The 18,810-nt window shown below is 66.6% G+C and carries 21 protein-coding genes; 12 read left to right on the plus strand and 9 right to left on the minus strand.

Annotated features, from left to right (window positions below; all coding sequences use genetic code 11):
* The first annotated feature begins 3 nt into the window (after positions 1–3).
* The 7 genes from ACSQ24_RS05790 (at position 4) to ACSQ24_RS05820 (ending at position 6,087) form a co-directional block, all read left to right on the plus strand.
* Positions 4–882 carry a cytochrome c1 gene (locus ACSQ24_RS05790; RefSeq protein WP_436093768.1) on the plus strand — a complete coding sequence of 293 codons (879 nt, stop codon included), beginning with the start codon at positions 4–6 and terminating at the stop codon, positions 880–882.
* Positions 883–1,032: 150 nt separating this feature from the next.
* Positions 1,033–1,908, plus strand: a complete 876-nt coding sequence (locus ACSQ24_RS05795; protein WP_436093769.1) for an S-methyl-5'-thioadenosine phosphorylase — start codon at positions 1,033–1,035, stop codon at positions 1,906–1,908.
* 88 nt (positions 1,909–1,996) lie between these two features.
* A complete protein-coding gene (locus ACSQ24_RS05800; RefSeq protein ID WP_436093770.1) occupies positions 1,997–2,218 on the plus strand; it encodes a hypothetical protein in 222 nt (73 codons plus the stop codon).
* Positions 2,219–2,425: 207 nt separating this feature from the next.
* Entirely contained in the window at positions 2,426–2,971 is a 546-nt protein-coding gene (locus ACSQ24_RS05805; protein WP_126109306.1) for an adenine phosphoribosyltransferase, read from the plus strand.
* A 4-nt stretch (positions 2,972–2,975) separates the two neighbouring features.
* Entirely contained in the window at positions 2,976–4,085 is a 1,110-nt protein-coding gene (mtnA, locus tag ACSQ24_RS05810; RefSeq protein ID WP_436093771.1) for an S-methyl-5-thioribose-1-phosphate isomerase, read from the plus strand.
* Positions 4,082–4,726 carry a class II aldolase/adducin family protein gene (locus ACSQ24_RS05815; RefSeq protein WP_436093772.1) on the plus strand — a complete coding sequence of 215 codons (645 nt, stop codon included), beginning with the start codon at positions 4,082–4,084 and terminating at the stop codon, positions 4,724–4,726. Before mtnA ends, ACSQ24_RS05815 begins: the two co-directional genes overlap by 4 nt.
* 53 nt (positions 4,727–4,779) lie before the next feature.
* Complete coding sequence (locus tag ACSQ24_RS05820; RefSeq protein ID WP_436093773.1) at positions 4,780–6,087, plus strand: diguanylate cyclase domain-containing protein; 1,308 nt, start codon at positions 4,780–4,782, stop codon at positions 6,085–6,087.
* Between the two features lie 11 nt (positions 6,088–6,098).
* Here the strand turns inward: ACSQ24_RS05820 and ACSQ24_RS05825 are convergent, their stop codons facing one another.
* Both ACSQ24_RS05825 and ychF read right to left on the minus strand, forming a co-directional pair.
* Positions 6,099–7,115 carry a MaoC family dehydratase gene (locus ACSQ24_RS05825; RefSeq protein WP_436093774.1) on the minus strand — a complete coding sequence of 339 codons (1,017 nt, stop codon included), beginning with the start codon at positions 7,113–7,115 and terminating at the stop codon, positions 6,099–6,101.
* A gap of 130 nt (positions 7,116–7,245) precedes the next feature.
* On the minus strand, positions 7,246–8,343 hold the full coding sequence (gene ychF / locus ACSQ24_RS05830; RefSeq protein WP_436093775.1) for a redox-regulated ATPase YchF: 1,098 nt from the start codon (positions 8,341–8,343) through the stop codon (positions 7,246–7,248).
* Positions 8,344–8,542: 199 nt separating this feature from the next.
* On the opposite strand from ychF, the gene ACSQ24_RS05835 reads away from it, so the two are divergent.
* Positions 8,543–9,145: a hypothetical protein gene (locus tag ACSQ24_RS05835; protein ID WP_436093776.1), complete on the plus strand. Its 603-nt coding sequence runs from the start codon at positions 8,543–8,545 to the stop codon at positions 9,143–9,145.
* Positions 9,146–9,154: 9 nt separating this feature from the next.
* Here the strand turns inward: ACSQ24_RS05835 and pth are convergent, their stop codons facing one another.
* From pth to ACSQ24_RS05870, 7 genes are all read right to left on the minus strand, one after another.
* Positions 9,155–9,766, minus strand: coding sequence for an aminoacyl-tRNA hydrolase (gene pth, locus ACSQ24_RS05840; protein WP_436093777.1), 612 nt, complete (start codon positions 9,764–9,766; stop codon positions 9,155–9,157).
* An 86-nt stretch (positions 9,767–9,852) separates the two neighbouring features.
* Positions 9,853–10,470, minus strand: a complete 618-nt coding sequence (locus tag ACSQ24_RS05845; RefSeq protein WP_436093778.1) for a 50S ribosomal protein L25/general stress protein Ctc — start codon at positions 10,468–10,470, stop codon at positions 9,853–9,855.
* Between the two features lie 141 nt (positions 10,471–10,611).
* Positions 10,612–12,468 (minus strand): putative bifunctional diguanylate cyclase/phosphodiesterase, encoded by a 1,857-nt coding sequence (locus tag ACSQ24_RS05850; RefSeq protein ID WP_436093779.1) that lies wholly within the window; start codon positions 12,466–12,468, stop codon positions 10,612–10,614.
* Between the two features lie 92 nt (positions 12,469–12,560).
* Positions 12,561–13,124 (minus strand): VUT family protein, encoded by a 564-nt coding sequence (locus tag ACSQ24_RS05855; RefSeq protein ID WP_436093780.1) that lies wholly within the window; start codon positions 13,122–13,124, stop codon positions 12,561–12,563.
* Complete coding sequence (gene queC / locus ACSQ24_RS05860) at positions 13,114–13,842, minus strand: 7-cyano-7-deazaguanine synthase QueC (RefSeq protein ID WP_436093781.1); 729 nt, start codon at positions 13,840–13,842, stop codon at positions 13,114–13,116. Before queC ends, ACSQ24_RS05855 begins: the two co-directional genes overlap by 11 nt.
* A gap of 165 nt (positions 13,843–14,007) precedes the next feature.
* Positions 14,008–14,952 carry a ribose-phosphate pyrophosphokinase gene (locus ACSQ24_RS05865; protein WP_284172832.1) on the minus strand — a complete coding sequence of 315 codons (945 nt, stop codon included), beginning with the start codon at positions 14,950–14,952 and terminating at the stop codon, positions 14,008–14,010.
* Positions 14,953–15,165: 213 nt separating this feature from the next.
* Positions 15,166–15,705, minus strand: coding sequence for a hypothetical protein (locus tag ACSQ24_RS05870; protein WP_436093782.1), 540 nt, complete (start codon positions 15,703–15,705; stop codon positions 15,166–15,168).
* A 198-nt stretch (positions 15,706–15,903) separates the two neighbouring features.
* Between ACSQ24_RS05870 and ACSQ24_RS05875 the strand changes: the two genes are divergently transcribed.
* The 4 genes from ACSQ24_RS05875 to ACSQ24_RS05890 all read left to right on the plus strand — a co-directional run bounded on the left by ACSQ24_RS05875 (position 15,904) and on the right by ACSQ24_RS05890 (position 18,773).
* The gene (locus ACSQ24_RS05875; protein ID WP_436093783.1) at positions 15,904–16,158 is read left to right on the plus strand and encodes an accessory factor UbiK family protein; all 255 of its coding nucleotides are present in this window, start codon (positions 15,904–15,906) and stop codon (positions 16,156–16,158) included.
* 288 nt (positions 16,159–16,446) lie between these two features.
* Positions 16,447–16,953: a YbjN domain-containing protein gene (locus ACSQ24_RS05880; RefSeq protein WP_110488800.1), complete on the plus strand. Its 507-nt coding sequence runs from the start codon at positions 16,447–16,449 to the stop codon at positions 16,951–16,953.
* 83 nt (positions 16,954–17,036) lie between these two features.
* Positions 17,037–17,852, plus strand: coding sequence for a pyrroline-5-carboxylate reductase (gene proC / locus ACSQ24_RS05885; protein WP_436093784.1), 816 nt, complete (start codon positions 17,037–17,039; stop codon positions 17,850–17,852).
* 192 nt (positions 17,853–18,044) lie between these two features.
* A complete protein-coding gene (locus tag ACSQ24_RS05890) occupies positions 18,045–18,773 on the plus strand; it encodes a TetR/AcrR family transcriptional regulator (RefSeq protein WP_436093785.1) in 729 nt (242 codons plus the stop codon).
* Positions 18,774–18,810 lie beyond the last annotated feature (37 nt).

Below are 18,810 nucleotides of genomic sequence, written 5' to 3' on the forward strand. Positions count from 1 at the left end.
GAGATGAAGACCACCTCGTTTCGCCGCGCCCTGACGGGCCTCGTCACCGGCCTCGCCATCGCTGCTGCCTCGCCGGTTCTGGCCGCTGAAGGCGCGCCGAAGCCGCCGCGCGTGAGCTGGTCGTTCGCCGGCCCGTTCGGCACGTTCGACCGCGCGCAATTGCAGCGTGGCTTCAAGATCTACAAAGAGGTCTGCGCCGCCTGCCATGGCGCCAGCCTGGTCGCGTTCCGCAATCTTGCCGAGCCCGGCGGGCCGGAATTCTCGCGCGGCCAGGTGGCTGCGCTGGCCGCGACCTATCAGATCAAAGACGGCCCCAACGATGCGGGCGAGATGTTCGAGCGTCCCGGCCGCCCGGCCGATCGTTTCCCGTCGCCCTTCCCGAACGAGCTGGCGGCGCGCGCGGCCAATGGTGGGGCCTATCCGGTCGACATGTCGGTGCTGGCCAAGGCGCGCACCTATGAGCGCGGTTTCCCCTGGTTCATCTTCGACATCTTCACGCAGTATCAGGAGAACGGGCCGGACTATATCCACGCGCTCCTGACCGGCTACAAGGATCCGCCGCAAGGGTTCCCGGCGCTGCTGCCCGGCCAGAACTACAACGAATACATGTCTGGCCATCTGATCGCGATGCCGAAGCCGCTCAATGATGGCCAGGTCGAGTATCCGAAGGCGGCAGACGGCAAGCCGCAGGCGCCCGAGACGGTCGATCAATACGCCAAGGACGTCACCGCCTTCATGATGTGGATGGCGGAGCCGCATCTCGAGGCACGCAAGCGCATGGGCCTGCAGGTCATGCTCTTCCTCGCGCTCTTCGCCGGCCTGCTCTACTTCACCAAGAAGAAGATCTGGTCGCGCCTGCCCGACCACGCCTCGGTGCACTGAGCAGAATTGAAATCAGAAGGGGCCCCGGAAACGGGGCCCTTTTCGTTTGCGGCCAAGGCTGTGGATCAGCGTGTGCTGCAGCCGTCCGCGGTTGCGCAGGCGTCACAAACTTCTGATCCTTGGCCGGGAAAGCTTTCGAGGGCAGGCGACATGGCTGAAGCGGTTCTGGGCATCATCGGCGGCTCCGGCATCTACGACCTGCCGGGGCTCAGCGATCTGCGCGAAGAGCGGATCGAGAGCCCCTGGGGCGAGCCCTCCGACGTGCTGCGGATCGGCCGGATGGGGGAGACCAGAATCGTCTTCCTGCCGCGTCATGGCCGCGGTCATGCGATCCCGCCCTCCGAGATCAATTACCGCGCCAATATCGACGTGCTGAAGCGGGCAGGGGTCACCGACCTCGTCTCGCTCTCGGCCTGCGGCTCCTACAAGGCCGAGCTCTACCCCGGCCTGTTCGTGCTGGTCGACCAGTTCGTCGACCGCACCTCCGGCCGCGCCAGCTCCTTCTTCGGCAAGGGCTGCGTCGCCCATGTCTCGGTGGCGCATCCGGTCGGGCCCCGATTGCAGGAGCGGATTGCGGCGGCGGCGACGGCGGAGGATCTGCCTTTCGTGCAAGGTGGCACGCTCGTCACCATGGAGGGGCCGCAGTTCTCGACGCTGGCGGAATCGCTGACCTATAAGGGGCTCGGCTACGACCTGATCGGCATGACGGCGATGCCGGAGGCCAAGCTCGCACGCGAGGCCGAGATCACCTACGCCACCGTCGCGATGGTCACCGACTACGACTGCTGGCACGAGGAGCATGGCGCGGTCGACGTCGCCTCTGTCATCGCCGTGCTGCACGCCAATGCCGACAAGGCGCGCCGGCTGGTGGCTCGGCTCGCCGCCGACTTCCCGCGCGAGCGCGAGCCTTGCCCAGCCGGTTCGCACAACGCGCTCGACTTCGCGATGGTGACTGCGCCGGAGTTCCGCGAGCCCAAGCTCATGGCCAAGCTCGATGCAGTGGCTGGGAGGGTGCTGAAAGTCTGATGGCCTCGAAGGAACGGAGGCGGTCAGCCGACGTTCAGGCTCAAGGGCGGCATATGGCGCCTCTCGATGCCAACCACGGAGCTGACCGATGCGATCGCTCACCCTGGCTTTCATCGCTCTTTGCGCCGCCGGCCCGGCCTTCGCCGGCAACACCTCGTCGAATTCGAGCTCGAATTCGTCCAATGGCGTTCACACCCGCGTCGACACCATCATCCGCGACGATGATCGCGGCCGCCGGCGCGTCTATGAGCGCCGGATCTATCGCGACGAGCGTGAGTGGCGCGCGCCGCGCCGCTACTGGCGCGACTAGAGCCGGATCCGATCAGGTTGTTTCAACCTGATCGGTGAATCCGTCTCTCACTTTGAGTTTAGAGACCGTTTTACCGATCGGCTTGCTATGCAAGCTGATCGGAACGGGCTCTAGCTGCTGAGCAGGCGGCACTGCCCGGTCCGCAGCGCCGTTCCCGCCGGCTGCGCCATACGCTAAGAGGGAGCGCCTTAGCCGATGGACGATGTCATGGACCGCAGTGCGCTCGCCGATCTGAAGAATGCGATCCGGACGATTCCCGATTATCCGGCGCCCGGCATCCAGTTCCGTGACATCACCACGCTGCTCGGCGATGCGCGCGCCTTCCGCCGGGCGGTGGACGAGCTGGTCCAGCCCTTCGCCGGGCTGAAGATCGCCAAGATCGCCGGCATCGAGGCACGCGGCTTCATCCTCGGCGGCGCCGTGGCGCATCAGCTCTCGGCCGGCTTCGTACCGGTGCGCAAGAAGGGCAAGTTGCCGCATGAGACGGTCGGCATGCCGTATTCGCTCGAATACGGCGCCGACGAGATCGAGGTGCACAAGGATGCTGTCTCGCGCGGCGAGCGCGTCCTGCTGGTCGATGACCTCGTCGCCACCGGCGGTACGGCGGAGGCGGCGGTGAAGCTGCTCTCCTCGCTTGGTGCCGAGGTGGTTGCCGCCTGCTTCATCATCGACCTGCCGGATCTCGGCGGTGCCGACAAGATCAGGCGGCTCGGCGTGCCGGTGCGCACGCTGGTCTCCTTCGCTGGACATTGACGCCATGAAGATCCACGGGCGGCATTATCGGACCATTTGGCTCGACGAAGACGGCTGGGGCGTGCGCGTCATCGACCAGACGCGACTGCCCTTCCATTTCGAGACGGTGAGGCTCGCGACCGCCGAGGAGGCGGCCCATGCCATCCGCCACATGACGGTGCGCGGCGCGCCGCTGATCGGCGCGACGGCGGCCTATGGCGTAGCGCTGGCGCTGCGGGTCGATGCCTCGGATGCGGCGCTTGAGCAGGCGCTGACGCTGCTCGGCGCGACCCGGCCGACCGCGGTCAATCTGCACTGGGCGCTGACCAGAATGCGACGCCGCCTGATCGACCTGCCGGAAGCCGAACGGGTCGCGGCAGCCTATGCCGAAGCGGCGGCGATCTGCGACGAGGATGTCGCGCTCTGCCGTGCCATCGGCGAGCACGGGCTCGGCGTGATCCGCGAGATCGCGGCGAAGAAGCCGGCGGGCGAACCGGTCAACATCCTGACCCATTGCAATGCCGGCTGGCTCGCCACCGTCGACTGGGGCACGGCGCTGGCGCCGATCTACCTCGCGCATGATGCCGGCATCCCCGTCCATGTCTGGGTCGATGAAACCCGGCCGCGCAACCAGGGCGCAGCGCTGACGGCTTATGAGCTCGGCAGTCATGGCGTGCCGCATGCCGTGATCGTCGACAATGCCGGCGGCCACCTGATGCAGCACGGCCAGGTCGACATGGTGATTGTCGGTACCGACCGCACCACGGCGAGCGGCGACGTCGCCAACAAGATCGGCACCTATCTCAAGGCGCTGGCGGCCAGGGACAACGAGGTGCCGTTCTATGTGGCGCTGCCGTCGCCGACGATCGACTGGACGCTGCGGGACGGGCAGAAGGAGATTCCGATCGAGGAGCGCAGCCAACGCGAGGTCACGCATCTGTTCGGCCAGAGCGAAGATGGTCGCACCGGTTTTTTCCAGGTCACTGCACCTGGTAGCCCGGCCTGCAATCCGGCCTTCGACGTGACACCGGCGCGGCTTGTCACCGGCCTGATCACTGAGCGCGGTATCGCGCCGGCGAGCCGCGAGGGCTTGGCCCGGCTCTTTCCAGATCTCGTGCAGGGACAGGCGGCATGAACGAGCAGGCGTTGCGGCAGGAGATCGTCGAGGTCGCGCAAGCGATCGACCGTGCCGGCTTCTGCCCGTCGAAATCGGGCAATGTCTCGGCCCGTTTCGAAGGCGGGCTGCTGATCACGCCGTCGGGGCTGCCTTATGCGAAGACGAAGCCGGAGGATCTGATCCATCTGTCGCTCGACGGCACGATGCTCTCGGGCGAGCGCAAGCCGTCCTCGGAATGGCCGTTCCATGTCGAGATCTATAAAGCGCGCCCGGATGCGCAGGCGATCGTCCATACGCATTCGCCGCGCGCCACGGCGCTGTCCTGCGCGCGTCGTGGCATCCCGGCCTTCCATTACATGATCGCGCTGTGCGGCGGTGCTGATGTCCGCTGCGCCGATTACGCGACCTTCGGCTCGCCGGAGCTGGCAGCGAACGCCGTCAGGGCGCTGGATGGCCGCAAGGCGGTGCTGCTCGCCAATCACGGCGTGATCGCGCTCGGCGCGACGCTCGCCGGCGCGCATACCATCGTCGCCGAGGTCGAGAATCTCGCCGGGCAGTATCTCGACTTGCTGGCCTCCGGGCTCGAGCCGATCATTCTCGACGCGGCCGAGATGGAGCGTGTTTCGGCCAGGTTCGCGGGTTACGGAAAGGTCGGCTGATCTTAAAGGCCGATCTCACCGGTTGTTAACGGCTCTCGTCTAATGACGGCGGGATGAAGCTCTCGCGCTATCTGCTCGATTCGCTCGACGCCCTCGGTATAGGCGTTTGCGAATACGATGAGCAGATGAGGGCTCTGTGCTGGAACCAGACCTTCCTGCAACTCTTCCCTGAGGACGAAGGCGAAATCTACGTCGGCGAGCCCTATGCGGACAATCTGGTGCGGTTCTATCAGCGCCGTCTCTCGCCGGAAGAGATGCCGGAGATTGCGCGACACGTCGCAGAAGGCGTGACGCGCCACGAGAACCAGACCCAACCCTTCGAATTCATCCATAACGGCCGCAAGCTGCGCGCGTCCTCACTGCGGGCGCCGGATGGCGGCCGCGTGCGGCTGTGGCAACGGCTGGATGTCGAGAGCCATTCCGAAACCGCCCCCGAGCTGGTGCTGCCGGTCATGGACGCGCTCCGCTTCATCCCGGACGGCGCCAGCATTCTGGATGCGAAGGAGCGGGTGATCGCCGCCAACAACGCGTTCCGGCGGCTCTATGATCTGCCGAAAGGCACGCCGGTGGTCGGCCGCACATTGGACGAGATCATCGCCTGGTGCTGGCGCGAAGCCTCGCCGGCCGGCGCCTGGCGGGCGGCGATCAGCAACGGCCTGCGCTATGACGGCGTGCCCTTCGAGATCGAGTTGCCGGGCCAGCGCTGGCTCCGGCTGATCGCGCGGCACAGCACCGGCGGCGTCAGCTTCTTCACCCATGCCGACATCACAGCCGCCAAGCGCCAGCAGAACGAGCTGCTGGAGGCGCAGGAGGCCCTGCGCCGGGCCAATGTGGCGCTGGCTGAGCTCGCCGAGACGGACGGGCTGACCGGCCTTGCCAATCACCGCCGCTTTATTGCGCGACTGGCCGATGCGTCGGCCCGACCAGAGCCGCTCTCGCTGCTGATGATCGATGCCGATCACTTCAAGGCGATCAACGATCGTTTCGGCCATCTCGTCGGTGATGCCTGCCTCAAGGCCATTGCCGAAGTCATTGCGGCTCAGATCACGTCGGCTTCGGCGCTGGTTGCCCGGGTCGGCGGCGAGGAGTTCGGTGTCCTGCTCGGCGACACGCCGATCGAGGCGGCCAGGGAGGCGGCGACGACCATCCGCCGTGCCTTGCGGCGGGTGCCGTGGCGCCTGCTTCATGGCGAACTGACAGGGGTGACTGTCTCGATCGGACTTTGCGCAGGAGAAGGACCGTTGGACGGCAAGAGCCTCCACGCTCGTGCCGACGAGGCGCTCTATGCCGCCAAGCGCAATGGCCGCGACCGCATCGAGATGGCGAGCCCGCCGGCGGCTTCGCGGCGTGTCGCCGGCTGATCGGCGCTACCTCAAATCCGGTTCTTGCGCTCGATGAAGACGCAGCCGTCGAAGCTGAAGACCGTCTCGCCGTTCTGGTTGACGCCGGTGTTGTGGTGGAAGAACAGGCCCCAATCTGGACGCGAGAGGCTTGGGCGCTTGTCGGCGACGGCCGAATGATAGGTGATGCGGTCGCCGGCATAGACCGGCTTCAGCCAGCGTAGATTCTTGAAACCGGGCGAGGGGCCAAGCCGGGGCGCTGCGGCCGGCGCGAGCGCGGCCTCCTGGCGGCGGCGGTGGCTGACCATCGCCGCCATCCAGCCGGCCGCCGTATGCCAGCCGGAGGCGCAGAGGCTGCCGAAGGAGCTCTTGCGCGCCGCCTCCTCGTCCATGTGGAAGGGCTGTGGATCGAAGGAGCGGGCGAAGGCGACGATCTCTTCCGGCGTGAAGACGAGGCTGCCGAGCTCATAGGTCTCGCCGATCGTCAGCTCGTCGAAGAAGCCAGGCGGGGCGGTCGGCAGAGCGGGCGGCTCGACAGTGACGGTCGCGTGTGGTGGCTCGTAACTCACCGAATGCCCGAGCCAGTCACCGCCTGCCGCCTCGAAGCCGGAGCCGCGGCGGCCGAACATCACCCAGTTGTTCTGTTCGACCACCGGCTGGCCACGCTGGTTCAGCAGCTCGAAGCGGAACTTGACGAGTCCCATTTCAGATCTGGAGCGCGACTCCTTGGTCTCGCTGACCGTCCAGCGCAGCGTCAGCACGTCACCCGGCTTGACCGGCCGCAGCCATTTGACCTCCTCGACGCCGGGCGAGCCCATCGAGGTCGAGTCGAGGAAGAAGGCTTCGGCTGCCAGCCGCATCAGCAGGGCGCAGCTGTGCCAGCCCGACGCGATCAGCGTGCCGACGAAGCTCGCCTTGGCCTTGTCGGGATCGATGTGGAAGTCCTGCGCGTCGAAACGCCCGGCGTAGGCGATGATCTCGTCCTGCGAGATGGGAAGCGCGCCATACTCGGTCACGGAGCCGGCGACGAAGTCCTCGAAATAGAGCATCGGTAGCCCATCTCATTGCTCGGGCGCGCATCCTGCTCGCGGGATCGCTGATGATCGAGCGGAAAACGCGCAAACTCCGAAAGCCGCCCACGCATAGCGCCGGAGCGGGTTCCGCTCCGGTGGTGCTGGCTCAGTTGGCGAAGCGGAAATGCAGCACGTCGCCATCGGCGACGACGTATTCCTTGCCTTCGAGCCGGAATTTGCCGGCCTCGCGCGCACCGCTCTCGCCCTTGTTGGCGATGTAGTCGTCATAGGCGATCGTCTCGGCGCGGATATAGCCCTTCTCGAAATCGGTATGGATCACGCCGGCGGCGGCAGGGCCCTTGGTACCCTTCTCGATCGTCCAGGCGCGGGCCTCCTTCGGGCCGACGGTGAAATAGGTGACGAGGTGGAGCAGCGCATAGCCGGCGCGGATCACCCGATTGAGGCCGGGCTCTTCGAGGCCGACGGCTTCGAGATAATCGGTCTGCTCCGCCGCCGGCAGCACGGCGATCTCGCTCTCGATCTTGGCCGAGACGACGACGGCGACCGCGCCTTCCTCGGCAGCGCGAGCCTTGACCTGCTCGGAGAAGGCGTTGCCCTTGTCGGCGCTGGCTTCCTCGACATTGCAGACATAGAGCACGGGCTTGGAGGAGAGCAGGCCGAGCGTCTCGAAGGCGCGGCGCTCGTCGGCCGCGACCTTGACGAGGCGGGCCGGCTTGCCCTCGCGCAGCAGCACGAGGCAGCGGTTCATCAGGTCGGCCAGTTCCTTGGCTTCCTTGTCGCCGGACTTCGCCTTCTTCTCCAGCGGCAGGACGCGCTTCTCGAGGCTGTCGAGATCGGCGAGCATCAGCTCGGTCTCGATCGTCTCGATATCGTCGATCGGCGAGATCTTGCCCTCGACATGGGTGATGTCGCCGTCCTCGAAGCAGCGCACGACATGGGCGATGGCGTCGCATTCGCGGATATTGGCGAGGAACTGGTTGCCGAGGCCCTCGCCGCGGGAGGCGCCGCGGACGAGCCCGGCGATGTCGACGAAGGTCAGCCGTGTCGGGATGATCTCCTTCGAGCCGGCGATCGCGGCGAGCTTCTCCAGCCGATCGTCGGGCACGGCGACGTCACCGACATTCGGCTCGATCGTGCAGAACGGATAGTTCGCCGCCTGCGCGGCCGCCGTCTGCGTCAGCGCGTTGAAGAGGGTCGACTTGCCGACATTCGGCAGGCCGGCGATACCGCATTTGAAGCCCATGCTTGCTCGTCCAGTGCATCGCGGGCCGGCTGCGGCCTCCGCGGAAGATCTCTCGGTTCTCCCCGGCCTTATTGGGTGCGGAGCAGCAAAAGACAAGATGGCGGGCGCGAGCGCGGATCACGCGAAAGTGCATGGCGGCGCGATTCGTCAGCGGGCACGAGTGAAGCACGACAGAAAGATCGACAACCGGAGCTGCTTGATGCGCCTCGCCTCGCTCGCCCTGATCGGCTTCGTCATGGTCCTCGCAGCCGGTGCACAGGCGCAGACGCCGCAGACCCGTGTCCGCGGCACGGTCGAACGTCTCGAAGGCCAGTCCCTGACCGTCAAGACGCCGGAGGGTGCGGTGATGACGGTCGCCCTCGCGCCCAATTATTCCATCGGTGCCGTGGTCAAGGCCTCGATGACGGATATCAAGACGGGAAGCTTCATCGGCGTCGGCGCCCGGCCGCAAGCCGGTGGTGCGCTCATGGCCGTGCAGGTCTTCATTTTTCCCGAGGCGATGCGAGGCACGGGCGAGGGCCACAAGCCCTGGGGCGTCCTGCCGGATTCGACGATGACGAACGCGACGGTGGCCGAGACGGTCTCGCAGGTCGAAGGCGGCAGCGTCACGCTGACCTATCCCGGCGGCGAGCAGAAGATCGCGATCCCGCCCGAGGCGAACATCATGATGGCGGCGCCGGCACAGGCGGGCGACCTCGTCGCCGGGGCGCAGGTGGCGATGACCGCGAGCCGGCAGGCCGATGGCAGCCTGCGCAGCAGCCGTGTCACGATCGCCAAGCAGGGCGCGCAGCTGCCGCTCTGAGAGCGAGCCCTAATCCGCCTTCTCGCCGAGGCGCTTCACGGCGCCGTGGCCGCGTGCTTCCATGAACAGGTGGACCTTGTTCTGGAAGCCGGCATCGTCATGGGCGGCGAGCAGGGCCGCATTGTCGGCGCAGGCGGTGCAGAGATCCTCGACCCAGGCCTCCTCAGCCTTGCCGAAATCGTTCAGCACATAGGGGTGGACAAGTGCCTTGTCGCCGGGATGGCCGATGCCCATCCGCACGCGACGATACTCGTTGCCGATCGCAGCGGTGGTCGAGCGCAGGCCGTTATGGCCGGCATTGCCGCCGCCGAGCTTCACCCGCAACTTGGCCGGCGGCAGGTCGAGTTCGTCATGGAAGACGATGACGTCGGCCGGCGCGACCTTGAAGAAGCGCGCGGCTTCGCCGATCGCACGGCCGGATTCGTTCATGTAGGTCTGTGGCATGAGCAGCAGCACCTTTTCGCCGCCGATCGTCGCCTCGCAGGCATGACTCTGAAAGCGAGCACGCCAAGGCGCTGCACGGGCGGCGCGAGTGATCGCCGCGACCGCCATGAAGCCGATATTGTGGCGGTTGCGGGCGTAGCGTGAGCCCGGATTGCCGAGGCCGGCGAAGATCAGCATCGTTCGGTTCCGCACCGGTTGTCATAGCAAAACGGCCGGGCATGCCCGGCCGTCTGCAAGCGTTCGTTCCGCGGGGAACGTAAAGCTCAGGCCTTGGCGGCTTCGGCTTCGCCCTCGGCAGCGGCAGGCTCCTCGGCCTCGACCGTCGGCGGAATGATCGTGACCAGGGTCCGATCCTTCGTCGAGGTCAGGCTGACGCCCGCCGGCAGCTTGAGCGCGTCGCTGTGGAGCGTATCACCAACCTCGAGGCCGGCAACCGAGACCTCGATGAATTCGGGGATGCTCTCGGGGGCGACTTCGATCTCGAGCGAGTGCTCGACGATCTGGAGGGTGCCGCCGCTCTTCAGGCCCGGCGACTGCTCCTGGCCGACGACGTGCAGCGGAACCTCGACCTTGATGGTCTGGCCGGCAGCGATGCGCAGGAAGTCGACATGGATCGGGAAATCCTTGACCGGGTCGAGCTGGTAGTCGCGCGGGATGACGCGCGTCTTCTTGCCGTCGACGTCGATCTCGAACAGCGTCGTCAGGAAGTGACCAGCGTAGATCATCTGGCGGGTCTTGTTGGCATCGAGCGCGATGGCCAGGGGCGTTTCGCCCGCGCCATAGATCACGGCGGGAGTGAGGCCCTGGCGACGAACTTCCCGGGCGGCCCCCTTGCCGACCTGGGCGCGCGCCGAAGCCTGAATCTGCTTCACGGCGGTCATGTGTTTGATCCTTAGCTTTTTAAAAGACATGGCCGCCAGCGGGCGGCCATTGCGGTTCGCGTCCCTGCCTCCAAGGGTGTCAGTGGGACGCGAGCAGGCTCATAGGCGAAACCGCGGACAATCTCAAGCCCGCAGGCCGATTCAGGCCGCCGTGGCGGCCGAATGCGAGATGGCGACTGGCGCCGGGCGCGCGAAGCTGCGAACGAAGGCGGCGACCGCTTCGGCCGGCATCGGCCGTGAATAGTGATAGCCTTGGCCGAGCGGGCAACCCATCGTGGCCAGGCGCCGTGCCTGGCTCTCGGTCTCGATGCCTTCCGCCACGAGCCGCATGCCGAGCCGGCCTGCGATGCCGATGAGCGCCTCGACGATCGCAGCGCTTCTCTTTCCGCCATCGATGCTCCCGACGAAGGAACGGTCGATCTTGATCGCGTCGACCGGGAAGTCGAGCAAATGGGTGAGCGAGGCGAAACCGGTGCCAAAGTCGTCGAGCGCGACCATGATGCCGCGTTCGCGCAAGGCCGCCATGGTGCGCGCGACGCCGTCGCGGCGTCCGCCCATGATCACCTGCTCGGTGATCTCGACGACCAGATGCTCCAGTGGAATCTGCACCCGCTCGAAAGCCCTGACGATGCGTTGAACAAGGTCGCCCTTCTGGAAGTCGGCGGAGGTGACGTTGATGCCGACATAGCGGATGGGCAGGCCCTCGCGCAGCCATTGCGCCATGTCGACCGTGATCGCGGCCAGCATCTGGCCCGAGATGCGATAGGCTAGCTTGGGGTCGAGCAGGGCATCCTGGAATTCGCCGGCCGCCACGACACGGCCGTCGTCGAGACGCAGTCGCGCCAGGGCCTCCAAACCGGTGATCTCGCCGGTGTCGAGCCGGATGACGGGCTGATAGTAGGGTATGAGGCGCCCTGCGCTCAGCGCCTCGTCCACGGTTCGGACCGTCTGGATCCGGCGGGTCATCGCGGTGCGCAGGCCGTCCTTGAAACGGACATAGCCACCGCGCCGGGTTTCCTTGGCGTGGTAGAGCGCGAAGTCGGCATTCTGGCGCAAGGTGACGCTGTCGGCGCCGTCTTCCCCGGCGATGGCCCCGCCGATCGTGACGCTGGGGACGATGGTCGTCCCCTCGCAGTCGAGCGGCCCCTGCATTGCGCCGAGGATAGCGCTGGCCACGCCGCGCAATGGCCCGGCCTTGTCGCAGCCGGGCAGGAGGACGGCGAATTCATCGCCGCCGATCCTGAATGCCGTTCCATCTGGCGCCACCGCAGCAAGCCGCGAGCCGACGGCTTCGATCAGCAAGTCGCCGACGGCATGACCCATCGTATCGTTGATCGCCTTGAGGTGATCGATGTCGATCAACATCAGCCCGAAGCCGGGCCGGGACCGGCTCGTTGCCTTGGCGATCGCCTCGTTGAAGCGGGCCCGGTTCGGCAGCCCGGTCAGCGTATCGAAATAGGCGAGGCGGTGATTACGGGCATTGACCTCCTCGTGCTCGATCGCGATGGCGCAGAGATGGACGCAGGTCTCGACGATCCGGCGCTCGAACGGCGTCGCGCCGCGCGGCTCGCGATAATAGAAGGCGAAGCTGCCGACGACCCGGCCGTCGCGCGCTGCGATCGGGCTCGACCAGCAGGCGCGCAGGCCGAGCGGCAGGACGAGTTCGCGATAATCTTCCCAATGCGGGTCGGTGGCGATGTTGGTCACCTCGACCGGATGCTTGCGATAGATCGCCGTCCCGCAGGAGCCGACGTGCGGGCCGATCGGTATGCCGTTGATCGCCTCGCCATAGGAATGCGGCAGGCTGGGGGCAGCAAGCGGGCGCAGCCTGAACGCGTCGTCGATGGCGACGACGGAGCAGACTACGCCAGGCGCGAGCACTTCGACCTGCTCGCAGAGCGTCGTCATGATCGCCGCCAGTTCCTCACCGCGCGCGATCGATTCCAGGATGGCGTTTTGCAGGGATTGCAGACGCTCGACGGAATCGTGACGGCGCATCGTGGCACTCGGCGGACGGGAGGCGCCATCATGCCGCAGGGGCGTGAAACCGCAGTTTCGCCCTTAGATCGAATTGTCGGCTTTTGCAGTCTTCAGGCGGGAGCGAGCCCGATCCGCTCGTCACGCCGACGCAGTAAATGCATCAGCGGCAGCGCGAGCAGCACCATCCAGGCCTTGCCGATGATCTGGCCGGTCAGGAAGTCGAGGCTGCCGAAAGCGAGCCAGAGGAAGACGAAGCTGTCGACCACGAGGCCGAAAACGCTCGAGGCAGCGACGGCGGCGACGAAATTACGGCGCTGGAGCGGGGTATAGATCGCAAAGTCGGCGAGTTCGGAGAGCAGGAAGGCGGCCGTCGAGGCCAGGACGATGGCGGGCGGCGCCAGCAGCCCGGAGATCAGGGCGCCGATCGCGATCGCGCCGAGGCCTGCCAGTGGTCCGAGGCGACGCTGGACGATGTCGCGCAGGACGAGCGCGAGCCCGACCATCAGCACGCCGCTCGGTGCCTTGATCCCGGGAGCGACCGGGACGAGGCAGGGGCCACCCGGCACGCAGACCGTGCCGACATTGCCGATCAGCCAGTTGGCGAGCGGGATGGTGAGGGTGAAGAGGGCGAGGGCGATGAGGCCCTCTATACGGCGTTGCCGATCAATCGTCATGGTTCGGTCCGCTGTCGTTCGGCGCGGTCTCATAGGCCGCAAAGCCCCTGGCTCGCAAGTCGCAGGCCGGGCAATGGCCGCAGCCATAGCCCCAGGCATGCCGTTTCGTTCGATCGCCGAGATAGCAGCTATGGCTCTCCTCGACCACAAGGTCGAGCAACGCCTCGCCGCCCAACTCCTTGGCCAGGGCGAAGGTCTGGGCCTTGTCGCGCCACATCAGCGGCGTGTGCAGCACGAACCGGCGGTCGAGCCCGAGACCAAGGGCGACCTGCATCGCCTTGATCGTGTCGTCGCGGCAGTCGGGATAGCCGGAGTAATCGGTCTCGCAGACGCCGAGCACGATGTGCTTGCAATCGCGGCGGTAGGCCAGCGCCGCCGCGAAGGTCAGGAAGATCAGGTTGCGGCCGGGAACGAAGGTCGTCGGCAGGCCGGCATCAGTGAAGGCGATCTCGCTTTCGCTGGTGAGCGCGGTGTCCGAGATCGCGCCGAGCGTCTTGAGATCGAGAAGATGATCCGGCCCCAGCCGTTCGGCATAGACCGATGACAACCCGGGAAGCCTGATCCGGATCGTTTCGCGGCAGGCAAGCTCGATGCGATGGCGCTGGCCGTAGTCGAAGCCGACGGTCTCGACGGCGGCGAAGCGCTCCAGCGCCCAGGCCAGGGCGACGGTGGAATCCTGGCCGCCTGAGAAGAGGACGAGGGCGCGGGTTTCGTTCATGTGAGTTCAGCCAACACAGCGGCGTCATCCCGGACGCAGCGCAGCGGAGCTCCGGGATCCATCGTAGAGCGCGGAGTTCTACGATGGATCCCGGGTCGACCTTCGGCCGCCCGGGATGACGGCGCGTTTCCGAGCCATGACATCACGGCAGAGGGCCTCCGTCGCTCAGTCGAACAGGCTGGAGACGCTCGACTCGCTCGCCGTGCGCTCGATCGCCTCGCCCATCAGCCCGGCGATCGAGATGACGCGGATGTTGCGCGCGACCTTCACCGCCTCGGTCGGCATGATCGAGTCGGTGATCACCAGCTCTTTCAGCTTGGAGGAGGCGATGCGCGCCACGGCGCCGCCCGAGAGAACGCCATGGGTGATATAGGCGTAGACCTCCTTGGCGCCCTGATCGAGCAGGGCCTCGGCGGCGTTCACCAGCGTGCCACCGGAATCGACGATATCGTCGAGCAGGATGCAGGAGCGGCCCTCGACCGAACCGATGATGTTCATCACCTCGGATTCGCCCGGCCGGTCGCGGCGCTTGTCGACGATGGCGAGCTGGGCGTCGATGCGCTTGGCGAGCGCGCGCGCCCTAACGACGCCGCCGACGTCCGGTGAGACGACCATGGCGTTCTTCCAGTCGAGCCGGTCCTTGATGTCGCGCGCCATCAGCGGGGCGCCGAACAGGTTGTCGGTCGGGATATCGAAGAAGCCCTGGATCTGGCCGGCGTGCAGGTCGAGCGTCAGCACGCGGTCGACACCGGCATGGGTGATCAGGTTGGCGACGAGCTTGGCCGAGATCGGGGTACGGCCTGAGGCGCGCCGGTCCTGTCGGGCATAGCCGAAATAGGGGATCACCGCCGTGATGCGTCTCGCCGAGGAGCGGCGCAGCGCATCGGTGATGATCAGCAGCTCCATCAGGTGGTCATTGGTCGGGAACGAGGTCGACTGGATGATGAAGACATCCTGTCCGCGGACGTTCTCCTGGATCTCGACGAAGATCTCCATGTCGGCGAAGCGCCGGACCTGGGCCCGGGCGAGTGGGACGTCGAGATGGCCGCAGATGGCTTCGGCGAGGGCGCGGTTGGAATTGCCGGCGACGACTTTGAAGGTAGAGGGCATGCCGGGCGCACCAGAAACGCGGGTCAAGGCGAGCCGTCCGAGCGGGGGCGGCTCAGTTTCGAAGGGCTCATAACAGCGTGATGACGCCGAGTCGACCGAGGAGGCGCGGCGTCCCCATGCAAATGCTGCACTGCACCGGAGGCGATGCACGTTGCGCGGGACATCTGCGGCGCGTTCGACGCCGAAGGCGTGCCTGTGCCGGGAGCCGGACTTCTAGCGTTTCTTGTCGGGAGCTGCCTGGGCGGTGCGCGTCTTGCTCTTTGCTTCAGGCTTCGGCTCGGGCACCGGTGCCGTGGTCAGGAAACTCGCGATCGCGTCGGCCGATTCGGACGCGGCCTTGGCGACGATGGTCTGGTCGATGCCGGCCCAGGGATCGGAGCTGCCGCCGCGGCGGCCGAGGCTCTCGCCCTGGACGCGCTGCGCCCGCTTCTTGCTCTCGTCATAGACGTCCCAGACGAAAGCGAGGGCGGTTTGTCCGTCCTCGGTCGGCTGGGCGGTAAGATAGCCGCGCACCCGGAAGCGGGCTGGCTTGTCGCCGGGGACGATCTCCATCTTGCGCTCGGCCGCTGCCTCGCCGAGCAGGCCGGCGAAATGCGCCGTCACCTGGTCGGGCGCGCCCGAGATGCTCTGCACTGAGACCGGGACGCCCGGCGCATCGACGCGCGGCCGCGCCACGGTGGTGGTTTCCTGGCAGCCTGCGAGCGCAAGCGCGACGAGCGGCCCCAGAACGAGGCCGTAAGAACGAACCGACATTGTGACGCCTCCCGCCCTTTTGTTTGGGCTCGGATTGCTGGTCTTCCCTGCGGCGCTCGTTGTAGGCGCAACGATCGGTCAGGTCCAGATAGGGCAGGCGAGGGCAAAGACGAGCCCGTCGTGCCACGGTGATTGCGCTGTGGACGCTCCTTCGCCATATCTCCGGCAGGCGCATGGGGCGCCCGCCGGAGAGCTTCGATGGTCAGCACGTCCAACCGTATCCTCGATGACATCGCCCGGCTGGCGACCGATGCGGCCGGCGCGGCGCAGGGCGTGCGTCGCGAGGTCGAGACCGTGGTCAAGACCCAGATTGAGCGGCTGCTGCGCGATCTCGATGTGGTGACGCGTGAGGAATTCGAGGCGGTGCGCGAGATGGCGCTGCTGGCGCGCGAGGAGAACGACAAGCTCGCGGCCCGGCTGGCGGCGCTCGAGGCGCGCGCGGCAAAAGAGTGAGGTCATTCCGGTGCGCGCTGTGGACAGTCGCACGGAGGGATTGAGCCGACGTCCGAATCCGCAGAGCCTGCATCGCGTTGTGGGCGGGTTAACCGGCCTGCGCTATCGTCGATGAAGAGAGGTGATTCGTCGTTCGGCCCTGCCTTAGGGGTGGTTCGACGGAATGGAGGCCGCTTAGCGGCTTTCTTGTCGGGTTGTGTGCCTTACGCTTTTCCAGTCGCCGTGTACCCGTTCTCAGACAAGCCGCGCCTGCCTTGAAGGTCAGATGCCGGCTGTTGGACCTTGGGCATGATGGACCTTGACCTGGATACCGAAACCGAACGCCCCTCCAATCCCCTCGACCTCATCGAACGCCTCGCCTCGCTGAACGATTGGAGCTTCGATCGCGACAGCGATGACGAGCTCTCCGTCTCCGTCACCGGCGGTTGGGCCGACTATCATGTCGCGATCACCTGGCTCTCGGAAGTGGAGTCGCTCCACATCGCCTGCGCCTTCGACCTCAAGGTGCCGGATCGACGGCGCAACGAGGTCATGAACCTTGTCAGCCTCGTCAACGAGCAGCTCTGGCTCGGGCACTTCGACCTCTGGAGCCGCGAGAACGTGGTGATGTATCGCCATGCGCTGCTGCTTTCCGGGGGAGCCGAGCCGACCGAGGAGCAGGCCGCCGGGCTGATCAAGGCGGCGATCGACGCCTGCGAGCGCTATTACCAGGCCTTCCAGTTCGTGGTCTGGGCCGGCAAGAGCGCGCGAGAGGCACTCGAAGGCGCGCTGCTGGAGACGGTCGGCGAAGCGTGAAGCCCGGCGGGGCCCGGGCTTGACCCGGGCCGCGCTTGGCGGTTCAGGTCCGTGCGTAACCGCGCATCGACCGGAGAGACGCCATGCCCAGCCCGCTTCCGCAAACCCTCACCCTCGTCGGTGCCGGCAAGATGGGTGGCGCCATGCTCGAGGGCTGGCTGCGCATCGGCGTGAAAGGGGCGGGGATCACGCTGATCGACCCGCATATCTCGGACGACATGCAAGCCCTTGCCGCGGCCGAGGGCATGACAGTCAACCCACCTGCGCCAGCTGCCGCCGAGGTGGTCGTGCTGGCGACCAAGCCGCAGATGCTCGACACGGCCGCACCGTCCGTCCAGGCGCTGATCGGCCCGAAGACGCTCCTGATCTCGATCCTCGCCGGCAAGACACTCGGCGATCTCTCGGCTCGCCTGCCCAATGCCAGTGCGATCATCCGCGCCATGCCGAACCTGCCGGCCGCGGTCAGGCGTGGCGTCACCGCTGCTGCGGCGGGGCAGGGCGTCAGCGAGGGGCAGCGGCAGCTGGCGGATGCACTGCTTGCCGGTGTCGGCAAAGTCGAATGGCTCTCGGATGAAGGGCTGATCGACGCCGTCACCGCCGTCTCGGGCTCCGGGCCGGCCTATGTCTTCAACATGGTCGAATGCCTGGCCGCGGCTGGCACCGCCGCCGGCCTGCCTGCCGACCTCGCCGAGCGGTTGGCACGCGCCACCGTCGAAGGCGCGGGCGAGATGCTGTTCCAGTCGCCTTTGCCGCCGGCGACGCTGCGCCAGAACGTGACCTCGCCCGGCGGCACGACCGCTGCAGCGCTGGAGGTGTTGATGGCCGATAACGGCCTCGCGCCGCTGATGCGACGCGCGGTCGCTGCCGCCAAACGCCGCGCCGAGGAGCTTTCCGGCTGAGACGGCCTTTCAACCAGCCCGTGCAAGGCCTAGCTTCTCTAGAGCCGGATGACTTCAGATGACATCGTAAAGCGATGCTATCTGAAGTCGGAATCCGTCTCTTATCAAAAAGTTAGAGCAGGATTCTTGCGAAAAAGCCGGTTCCCACTTTTTCGCATCCTGCTCTAGCAGCTCGCGACAGGAGAGACCCCGATGGCGCGCAAACCCGTTTCACCCGAAGCTGACAAACCCGCCGCGAAGCCAGATCCGCGGCGCGCCGTGGTCGATGCGCTGTTCCGGTTGGCCGCGACACAAGGCTGGGACGAGATCGAACTGCCGGCGATCGCCCGCGAAGCCGGCATCAGCCTCGCCGAGCTGCGCGGGCTCTTCCCCTCCAAGCTCGCGATCCTCGGCGGCCTCGGCCGCATTCTCGACGATGCAGTCCTCGCCGGCAGCTCCGAAGATTTGATGGAGGAATCCTATAAGGAACGGGTCTTCGACTTGGTGATGCGCCGGCTCGATGCGCTTGCACCCTACAAGGCCGGCCTGAAGGCGTTGATGCCGCATCTGCGGCGCCAGCCTTTGGCGCTCGCCGCGCTCGGGCGCAACTCCATGAATTCCTGGCGCTATCTGCTCGCTTCGGCTGGAATCCCGACCGAGGACGACCTCGGCTCCGTCCGTGTCCGCGGCGCGACGTTGCTGATGGCGCGCGTGCTCGACACCTGGCTCGAGGACGACGAACCCGAGCTCTCGCGCACGATGGCGAAGCTCGACCGCGAGCTGAAGACGGCAGGCCAGATCATGGCGCGCGTCGAGGACGTCCACCGGCTGACGGCGCCACTGCGCGGGCTTGCCCGCTCGCTCTGCTCGGGCGTCCGGCGCACGCCGCGGCGCGAGCGCATGAGCGGCGAGGAGAGCGACGACTACGCGCCGGCGATCTGACGACAATCTCTGGTTGTCACTGGCAACCAGAGATTGC

The sequence above is a fragment of the Allobosea sp. LjRoot237 genome, from assembly GCF_964253285.1.
Lineage (GTDB): Bacteria > Pseudomonadota > Alphaproteobacteria > Rhizobiales > Beijerinckiaceae > Allobosea.